General features: G+C 74.3%; 7 protein-coding genes. 3 read left to right on the forward strand and 4 right to left on the reverse strand.

The window, feature by feature from the left end:
* Positions 1-82 precede the first annotated feature (82 nt).
* Complete coding sequence (locus ACFU0Y_RS15365; protein ID WP_380215395.1) at positions 83-1366, reverse strand: saccharopine dehydrogenase NADP-binding domain-containing protein; 1284 nt, start codon at positions 1364-1366, stop codon at positions 83-85.
* A gap of 207 nt (positions 1367-1573) precedes the next feature.
* On the opposite strand from ACFU0Y_RS15365, the gene ACFU0Y_RS15370 reads away from it, so the two are divergent.
* Positions 1574-2548: a tryptophan-rich sensory protein gene (locus ACFU0Y_RS15370; RefSeq protein ID WP_380215396.1), complete on the forward strand. Its 975-nt coding sequence runs from the start codon at positions 1574-1576 to the stop codon at positions 2546-2548.
* Between the two features lie 43 nt (positions 2549-2591).
* Here ACFU0Y_RS15370 and ACFU0Y_RS15375 read toward each other — a convergent pair whose 3' ends face one another.
* Positions 2592-3485, reverse strand: coding sequence for a fructosamine kinase family protein (locus tag ACFU0Y_RS15375; protein ID WP_380215397.1), 894 nt, complete (start codon positions 3483-3485; stop codon positions 2592-2594).
* Positions 3486-3629: 144 nt separating this feature from the next.
* A complete protein-coding gene (locus ACFU0Y_RS15380; protein WP_380215398.1) occupies positions 3630-5597 on the reverse strand; it encodes a glycoside hydrolase family 15 protein in 1968 nt (655 codons plus the stop codon).
* Between the two features lie 88 nt (positions 5598-5685).
* On the opposite strand from ACFU0Y_RS15380, the gene ACFU0Y_RS15385 reads away from it, so the two are divergent.
* Positions 5686-7041, forward strand: a complete 1356-nt coding sequence (locus tag ACFU0Y_RS15385; protein WP_380215399.1) for a glucose-6-phosphate dehydrogenase — start codon at positions 5686-5688, stop codon at positions 7039-7041.
* Between the two features lie 96 nt (positions 7042-7137).
* Here ACFU0Y_RS15385 and ACFU0Y_RS15390 read toward each other — a convergent pair whose 3' ends face one another.
* The gene (locus ACFU0Y_RS15390) at positions 7138-8046 is read right to left on the reverse strand and encodes a PIG-L deacetylase family protein (protein ID WP_380215400.1); all 909 of its coding nucleotides are present in this window, start codon (positions 8044-8046) and stop codon (positions 7138-7140) included.
* Between the two features lie 405 nt (positions 8047-8451).
* On the opposite strand from ACFU0Y_RS15390, the gene ACFU0Y_RS15395 reads away from it, so the two are divergent.
* Positions 8452-8673 (forward strand): hypothetical protein, encoded by a 222-nt coding sequence (locus ACFU0Y_RS15395; RefSeq protein WP_368821554.1) that lies wholly within the window; start codon positions 8452-8454, stop codon positions 8671-8673.
* Positions 8674-8730 lie beyond the last annotated feature (57 nt).

Below are 8730 nucleotides of genomic sequence, written 5' to 3' on the forward strand. Positions count from 1 at the left end.
CCCCCGTCCCTCGCGAGGGACGGGGGCCGGTGCACGTCCGTCGTGCGGGACGGCCGCCGCTCGGCCGGCGGACCGGGCGCCCTCAGCCGACCGTGATGCGCACCCGGGCCGGGAGCAGGGCGTCGAGGTCGCCGTCCAGGGCGAGGGCGGGCGTGGACGAGCCGAGGGCGGCGTCCGGGACGCCGCCCACCGCCATGCGCAGGGCGAGCTCGGTGGTCAGCCACGGGGTGGTGCCGTAGCCGGGGTTGCCCTGCGCCTCGAGCGCGGCGGGGAAGCGGCTGCCCTCGTGGGTGGTGAAGACGCCGCGGGTGGTCCACGACCAGCCGGTGAGCACGTCGCCCTCCGGTCCCGTCCCCACCTGGGGCAGGACGCCCGCCAGGACGCCGGCGAGCCGGGCGCGCAGCGGGTGCGGCAGGCTGGCGGCGACACCTGCGAGCGACTGGAACACCGCCACCGCCACGGCGGCGGCGGAGCGCCCGGCCCCGCGGAGCCCGCCCGCGCGGCCGAGGTCCATGGCCTCGCGGAAGGCCACGGGGTGGGCGGCGGCCCCCGGGACGGGACTGAGGGCCTGGGTGCGGTGCACCACCGGGGGGTTGATCGCCGCGAGCGGGCTCATGGCCGCGAGCACCCGGCCGCCGGCGGTCCGGGCGCGCAGACGGAGCGGGCTGAAGGCACGGACGGCGTCGGGGTCGGCGGCGGTCCCGCTGCCGGGTGCGGGGTCCGGCAGGCGGGCGGCGACGTCCCCGGTGCGGGCCGGGTCGGGATCCCGCAGCACCTCGACGAGGCTCTGCACGGTCCCGCCCGAGACCGACTCGGAGAACCCGCTGCCCGGAGGGGTGCGCACGGAGGTCACGAGGTCCGCGGTGCGCAGCGTCTCGCCGCGGGCGGCGGCGTGCCGCCGGGCGGCGTCGACGAGGACGTCGGCGGGCAGGGCCTCGAAGCCCGCCGTGTGCACGAGCGCGACCCCGGCGGCCCGCGCGGCCTCGTGCAGGTCCCGGTCGGTCCGGTGGACGAGCTGGGACTCGCCCGTCACGTCGAGGTAGTGAGTGCCCTCCGCGACGCACGCGGCGAGCACGGGGGGCGCCAGGCGGGTGAAGGGACCCGCGAGATCGATCAGCACGTCGAGCCGGCGGACGAACGCGCGCAGGGAGCCGGGGTCGGCGATGTCGGCGTGCAGCACCTCGGGGACCGGCAGATCGCGCTCGGCGCACAGGGCGCGCACCCGCTCGGGGTCCCGGGCGCCGACGACGACGTCCACCCCCGCCTCGGGTGCCCGCGCCAGGAGGTGGGCCAGCGCCACGCGCCCGGTGATGCCGGTGGCGCCGAGGAGGCCCACGACGGGGCGGGAGTTCTGCTCGGGTTGCATCCGGCCACTCTAGGGGACCGGCCGGGACGCCGGCCGGGACCAGACGTACCGCGGGTACCGGGCACGGACCAGGGACTCCTGGGTGTCTCGGGACTCCTGGGTGTCTCGGGCGTCCTGGGTGTCCGTCGTCCCTGGTGACGGTCAGGTGCAGGTCCTACCGTGGTGGCCAGGAATCCGCGCCCAGCGACGCCCGAGAAAGGACCCGCCGTGACCGCCTCCCCGGCAGACACCGCCCGCAGCGACCTCCGACCCACGACCCCGGACCGCGTGCGGCAGGTCGCGGTCACCGTCAGTGAGATCGCGTGCCTGCTGGGCACGCTCGTCGGGATCGGGGTGTTCGGCACCCGGGTCGAGGAGTCCTCCGGCGGCAGCCTCTCCGCGGACGCCACCCTGCTCGCCCCGGCCGGCACGGCGTTCTCGATCTGGTCGGTGATCTACCTGGGGCTGTTCGCCTACACCGTCTGGCAGTGGCTGCCCTCGCGGACGACGGATCCCCGGGCCCGCGCCACCGGCTGGCTCGCGGCGGCGTCCATGCTCCTCAACGCCGGCTGGCTGCTGGTCACCCAGCAGGGCTGGATCTGGGCCAGCGTCGGGGTCATCGTCGTCCTGGTCCTGGTCCTGGGCCTGCTGGTGGTGCGCCTGACGGAGGTCCCCGGCCGGCGCGGAGCGCTCGACGTGGTCGTGGTGGACGGCACCTTCGGGCTGTACCTGGGCTGGGTGTCCGTCGCGACGGCGGCCAACGTGGCGGCCGCCCTCGTGGCCTCGGGCGTGCCGCAGGAGGGCCGGGGTGCGGAGTGGATCGGCGTCGGCGTCGTGCTCGTGCTCGCCGCGGTGGTCGCGGCCGTGCAGAGCCGGGTCGGCGGCCGCTGGGCCGTGGCCGCCGCCGCCGCGTGGGGGCTGTCCTGGATCGCGGTCGGCCGTGCCACGGACGAGCCGCGGTCCATGATCCTGGCCTGGGGCGCGGCCGCGGCGGCGGTCCTCGTGGTGCTCGCCACGGCGTACTTCCGCCGGCGCGCCGGCGGTCGCGGAGGCGCCGGTCAGCGGGTCGACACCGGCAGCGGCGCCGCTCGGAGCGGCGCGGTCCACAGCGGCTCCGGTCGGCACGGCACCGGTCGGACCGGTGCGGCCCAGGACGGGGTCGACCGGTACGGTGCCGGAAGAACGGTGGACGGGCAGCGCTGAGGACCCACCGCGTGCTCGTCCCGCCGGATCCCCGTGGGCCGGCTCAGCGGCGCAGCCGCCGGAGGGCTCGCAGGGCGGCGTCCCCGTAGCCGCCGCCGAAGCGGACGGCGTGCACCAGCAGCGGGGGCAGCTGGTACCACGGCACCCGGTCCTGCCACCCGGGCGCGAGCGGGTGCTCGGCGGCGTAGGCGGTCAGGCACTCCTCGCCGAAGCCCCCGAACAGCAGCATCATCGCGATGTCGACCTCGCGGTGCCCCCAGTGCGCCGAGGGGTCGATCAGCCAGTTCCGCCCGCGGCCGTCCACGATCCGGTTCCCGGCCCACAGGTCACCGTGCACCAGGGTGGGCGGCTCCGGCGGCCCGGCGAGCTCCTCGGCGCGCGGGGTGAGCTCCTCGAGCAGGTCCGCGGCGGCCGGGGCGATCCGGCCGGCCCCGACCGCGTCCTGCAGGAGCGGACGGATCCGCCGGTCGAGCAGGAACCCCGCCCAGTCCTGGGTCGGGGACAGGTCCACCTCGAAGGACCCGATCCGCCCGGGCAGCTCCGGGTCGAGCCCGCCGAAGGCCTCCCCGTGCACACGGTGCAGCGCCGCGAGCCCTCGCCCGCACTCCTCCTCGGTGCCGGGCCGGCGCGGACCGGGGGCCTCGTCGATCCACTCCAGGACGATGCCGCGCTCCGTCCACCGCACCACCTCGGGCACTCCGAGGAGCTCCGGCGCGTGCTCCCGCAGAGCGTGCAGACCGGCGACCTCCACCGCCATCATCCCGGCGGGCGGGTCCGCCATGGTCTTCGCGAACAGGGGTCCCCGCGCCGTCTCCAGGCGGAAGGCCGACGCGGTGTCACCGCCGCCGAGGGGCGTGGCCCGTTCCACCCCGAGCCCGTCGACGAGGCCGTCGGTGAGGTCCTGCGGCAGTCCGGCCGCCCGGTCGAAGGTGCTCATGCCGTCCGTTCTCCTCGATCTGTGCTGCCCTGCGACGCTGCCCTGCGACGCTGCTCTGCGACGCTGCCCTGCGACGCTGCTCCGTGCCGGCCTCCGCGCTCGACGTCCGCACCGGCCCTGCCGGTGTCCGCGCCGTGGCGGCGCCTACTTCTGGAGCCGATCCGCGAGGGTGACGCCGGCCCGCGCCCGCACCACGGCGTCGACGGCGCGGATGAACCCGAGGTGGCTGAAGGCCTGCGGGAAGTTCCCGGCGAGCCGTCCGCGCCCGGGATCGTACTCCTCGGCGTAGAGGCCGAGGTCGTTGGCGTAGTCCGCGAGCTGCTCCAGGAGCTCACCGGCGTCGTCCACCCGGCCGCTGCGCGCGTACTGCTCCACGAGCCAGAACGTGCAGATGAGGAAGGGGTACTCACCGCCCTCGATGCCGTCCAGGCCGGAATCGGTCCGGTAGCGGTGCACCAGCCCGTGCGGTCCTCGCAGGTCCTGCTCGATCCGGGCCACGGTGCCGAGCATCCGCGGGTCGTCGTAGGCCACGAAGCCCGTGTGCGGCAGCTGCAGCAGCGAGGCGTCCACCTCGGTGTTGTCGTAGGTCTGCGTGAACGTGTTCAGCTCCGCGTCGAACCCCTGCTCGAGGATCTCGGCGCACAGCCTGTCCCGCAGGTCCCGCCACCGCTGCACCGGCCCGGAGAAGCCGTGCTCCTCCACGGCCCGCACCCCCTGGTCGAAGGCCGCCCACATCATGGCCCGCCCGTGCACGAAGAACGCGGAGGAGCCTCGCATCTCCCAGATCCCGTGACCGGCCCGGTCGAAGTTGCGCTCGCAGAAGCGCAGCAGGTTCTTCTGCAGCCCCCACGACCACCGGTCCTCCTCCACGCCGGCGTCCCGGAGGGCGGCGAGGGCGAGCATGACCTCCCCGACCACGTCCGCCTGGTACTGCCCCACGGCGCCGTTGCCGATCCGCACGGGGGTCGAGGCCTCGTACCCGCCGAGGTGGCCCAGCTCGCTCTCGGGCAGCCGGCGCTCCCCGGCCAGGCCGTACATGATCTGGACCTGGTCGGGGTCCCCGGCCACGGCCCGCAGCAGCCAGTTGCGCCAGTGCAGTGCGCCGTCGGTGAAGTCGTGGGCGACGAGCACCTCGATGGTCAGGGCGGCGTCCCGGAGCCACGTGTAGCGGTAGTCCCAGTTGCGCACCCCTCCGAACTCCTCGGGCAGCGACGTGGTCGGGGCGGCCACGATCCCTCCGGTGCCGCGGTGGGTGAGGGCCCGCAGCACGAGCAGCGAGCGCAGGACCGCCTGCTCGTGCCGCTTGTGGGTGCTCACGTGGGAGGACCACTCGGTCCAGAAGGCCACCGCCCGGTCGAGGGCGGTGGCGGGGTCCACGGGGGTGGGCAGCGCGTGGTGGGACTCGTGCCAGGTCAGCACCCAGTCGAGGGACTCCCCCGCCGAGAGCGGGAAGCGCCCGCCCAGCCGGTCGGCCACGACGCCCTCGTCCTCGTCGAGGTGCCCCGGCTCGTCCGGGGAAGTGTCCGGGGAAGTGTCGGGGGAGATGCCCGGGGCGGCTCCCGCGAGCGGGTCGGCGCGTGGGAAGTCCTCGGGGTGCAGCATCGGTCCCGTCAGGAGCAGGGCGTCGGGACCGGCGATGGAGAGCTGCCCGCACGTGCCGTCGCCGTCGAGGTCGACCCGTCGCGTCCAGGGCAGGGCGCGCCCGTAGTCGAAGCGGATCCGCAGGTCGTGCTCCACCTCGACCGTCCCGGAGACGCACTCGACCCGCCGCACGAGGTCGGCGTGGTCCGGATGGTCGTCCCCGGCGGCGAACGGCGGCAGGAAGTCGGTCACCACCACGGTCCCGGTGGGGGTGCGCCACGTGGTCTCGAGCACGAAGGTGCGCGGCAGGTAGCGGCGCGACACGACCTCGCCGTCGACGGCGGAGAGCTTCCAGCGTCCGTCCTCGGGCGTGCCCAGCAGGGCCGCGAAGACCGACGGCGAGTCGAAGCGGGGAAAGCACAGCCAGTCGACGCTGCCGTCCCGGGACACGAGCGGCCCGGTGTGCAGATCGGACAGCAGCGCGTAGTCCTCCAGCGGAGTGGACCGGGACCGGGTGGCGTCGTCGCTCATCCGCCCATTCAACCAGCCCCGGCCGAGGACCGGCCGGGGCAGATGGGGCGCACGGCGTGCGCGTCGGGGCCCGGGGTACCGTGCAGGCATGACGAACATCAGGACCCTGATCATCTTCGGCGCCACCGGTGACCTCACGTCCCGCCTGCTCCTGCCGGGCCTGGGCACGCTCCTGAGCTCGGACCCGGATCTGCGCATCGACGTGGTCGGCTCCTCGCGCGAACCCGCTGAGGACTGGGCGCAGGTCGTGGCGGAGGCCTTCGACTCCGTCGGCGCGAGCGGTCCCGCCGCCGCGCACACGCGCGGGACGGCCCGCTACGTGCCGGGAGACGTCACCGACGCCGGGGACCTCGCACGCCTGCTCGACGACGTCGAGGGCCCCGTCTGCCTGTACTTCGCCCTGCCGCCCGCGGTCACCGCGCGGGCGTGCGAGGTCATGGCCGAGCTGGACCTGCCGGAGGACCTGGTGCTGGCCCTCGAGAAGCCGATCGGCTCGGACACGGAGACCGCCCGGGAGCTGAACCGGCTCGTGGGCCGGATCGTCCCCGAGGAGCGGACCTTCCGGGTGGACCACTTCCTGGGCATGCCGGCGGTGCTCAACTTCGTGGGCCTGCGCTTCGCCAACCGGCTGCTGGAGCCGCTGATGAGCCGGGAGCACGTGGAGTCCGTGGAGATCGTCTTCGACGAGACCCTGGGCCTGGAGGGCCGCGCGGGGTTCTACGACGCCACGGGCGCGCTGCGGGACATGATCCAGTCCCACCTGCTGCAGGTCATGGCCCTCGTCATGATGGAGCCGCCCTCCTCCTTCGACCAGGTGGAGATCCCCACGCTGACCAGTCACGTCCTGCGGGCCACGAAGCTGTGGCAGGACGACCCGGTGGGGGCCGCGGCCCGGGGCCGCTACACCGCCGGCACCGTGGACGGCCGGGAGCTGCCCGACTACACCGCCGAGGACGGCGTGGACCCGGAGCGCGGGACGGAGACGTTCGCGCAGGTGGTCCTCGAGGTCGACACGTGGCGCTGGAACGGCGTGCCCGTCACCCTGCGCTCGGGCAAGGCGATCGGCCGCCCCCGCCAGGAGATCGCCGTGACGTTCCGCCGCCCGCCGCACGACTACGAGCAGCTGCCCCGCTCGGGGGACGTGGCTCCGAACGTCCTGCGCATGGGCCTCGAGGAGGAGCAGCTGAGCCTGGAGCTGAACGTGGGCGGGCCCTTCGACTCCCGCGGGATGACCCGGGTGACGCTCTCCTCCGGGATGGCCCGGCCGGGGCTGACCGCCTACGGCAGCGTGCTGCGGGGCGTGCTCGAGGGGGACCACACCTTCGGCGTCCGCGGGGACGCGTCGGAGCAGGGCTGGCGCATCGTCGACGAGGTGCTGGCCGCCTTCGAGGACGGCCGGGTCCCGCTGCTCGAGTACCCCGCCGGCAGCTCCGGCCCGGTCTGAGCGGACCGGTGCCGCCCGGAGCCGCCGGCCGGCACGCCGCGCCGTCGTCGACGGCGTCCCGGTCGACGCCCGATCGACGCCCGGGAGGGGGCTCTCCTACAGGTCACCGATCGCGGAGCCGAGCAGGCGGACGGGCTCGAAGGCCTCCGCGTTGACGTTCTTGGCCTGCGCCCCGCGGAAGGCGGCCATCCCGCGGACCCGCCCGGGGGTCATGTAGGGCTTGCCGGCCTGGTCCCGGTGGGCGAGCACGGCCTCGACCTTGACGTCGACGTAGCCGTCGATGTCCACGAACACGGACGGGTCGAAGTCCCGGGTCACCGACGGGGACTCGAAGCACAGGATCGAGTGATGGGCCCGCGCGGCGCGCAGGGTGGCCTGGTGCACCGCGTAGTGGTCCTGGTGCTGGTCGTGGGCGGAGTGGGTGAAGATCACGTCCGGCTCGAACTCCCGGATCGCGGCCTCGATGGCCCGGACCATGTCGTTGCTGACGGTCTCCAGCTTCGTGTCCGGGAAGTTGTGCACCCGCAGGGCGGTGAGGCCTATGAACGAGGCGCCGCGCTGGGCCTCGGCCGGGCGCAGCCCGGGGTTGCCGCCGATCTCCCCGGAGCTCATCACCAGGCCGCGGACCTCGTGGCCGGTGTCGACCAGCTTGGCCAGGGTCGCCCCGCAGGCGAGCTCGAGGTCGTCCGGGTGCGCCCCCACGGCCAGCACCCTGCGGCGCTCGACCACGGTGGTGGCGGGGATCCGCCGCTCGGCGATGACGAGGCCGAGGACCCCGGTGGCCACCAGCGTCACCACCGCGACCGCGTCGCAGACCACGGTCACGGGCATGACCGTGGCGCACCACAGGTTCAGCACGAGCAGCACCGCGTAGACGACGACGGCGGCCCGGCGCAGCGTCCTGGCCCCGGTGATGAAGCGCTTGTGCCGCGTGTAGGCGGCGTTCGACAGGACGTAGACGAGGACGACGGTGCTCAGCAGAGCACCCACGACGGACAGCAGCATGTTTCCCCCCAGGAATGATCGGCCCGGCCCGGAAGCTCCTTCGCTCCGGGTCGAGGACGCCACCGGCCCCCCGACCGGTTCGACGTCCACCCCGCCGCGGTGGTCACCACCGGGTCGGGTATGGATCAGTTTGCATGAGGAAACAGTTTTTTGCATCTGTTAATGGAGGTCCCGGCGACCCCACATCCGCCCACATCGCCGACGCCGCCCCTCCGCCGCGACGCGCCGATCCCCGCCCCACTGCCGATCGTCCCGGCCGGGGCCGCCGGCGGGAGCCCGGTTTCCGCTCCCAGCTGACTTTATAGTCAGCCTGCTTTCGTCTTGACGCGTTTCGTGTGAGACTGGGCGGACACCGCTCGAGGAGTTCACCGTTCTCGGTGACCGCCACAGGAAAGAGGTACGTCCATGATCAGCACGATCCAGAACCTTGGTGTCCGCAGCGAGCACGCCTACGCGGCGGGCTTCGCCTCCATCGGCCTGTCGGTCCTCTCCTGGACGATCAGCCTCGGCAAGAGCAAGTCCAAGCCCCAGGCCGACCGCTGGGGCCTGTTCGTGGGCGAGTGGACCCCGACCTTCTTCGCCATCGGCGTGGCGCTGAAGCTCGAGGAGACCTCCTCCAAGAAGTAGCTCCGCCGACGCGGCCCGCGTCCCCAGGAGCACCGACGGCCCCCACCTCTCCCGGTG

This window comes from Kocuria sp. NPDC057446 (genome assembly GCF_042802875.1).
Lineage (GTDB): Bacteria > Actinomycetota > Actinomycetes > Actinomycetales > Micrococcaceae > Kocuria.

Bases quoted from the DNA above. Each gene is read 5' to 3' on its own strand.
- ACFU0Y_RS15395 (WP_368821554.1), top strand. From the start codon at position 8,452: ATGATCAGCACGATCCAGAACCTTGGTGTCCGCAGCGAGCACGCCTAC.
- ACFU0Y_RS15385 (WP_380215399.1), top strand. From the start codon at position 5,686: ATGACGAACATCAGGACCCTGATCATCTTCGGCGCCACCGGTGACCTC.
- ACFU0Y_RS15365 (WP_380215395.1), bottom strand. From the start codon at position 1,366: ATGCAACCCGAGCAGAACTCCCGCCCCGTCGTGGGCCTCCTCGGCGCC.
- ACFU0Y_RS15390 (WP_380215400.1), bottom strand. From the start codon at position 8,046: ATGCTGCTGTCCGTCGTGGGTGCTCTGCTGAGCACCGTCGTCCTCGTC.
- ACFU0Y_RS15375 (WP_380215397.1), bottom strand. From the start codon at position 3,485: ATGAGCACCTTCGACCGGGCGGCCGGACTGCCGCAGGACCTCACCGAC.
- ACFU0Y_RS15380 (WP_380215398.1), bottom strand. From the start codon at position 5,597: ATGAGCGACGACGCCACCCGGTCCCGGTCCACTCCGCTGGAGGACTAC.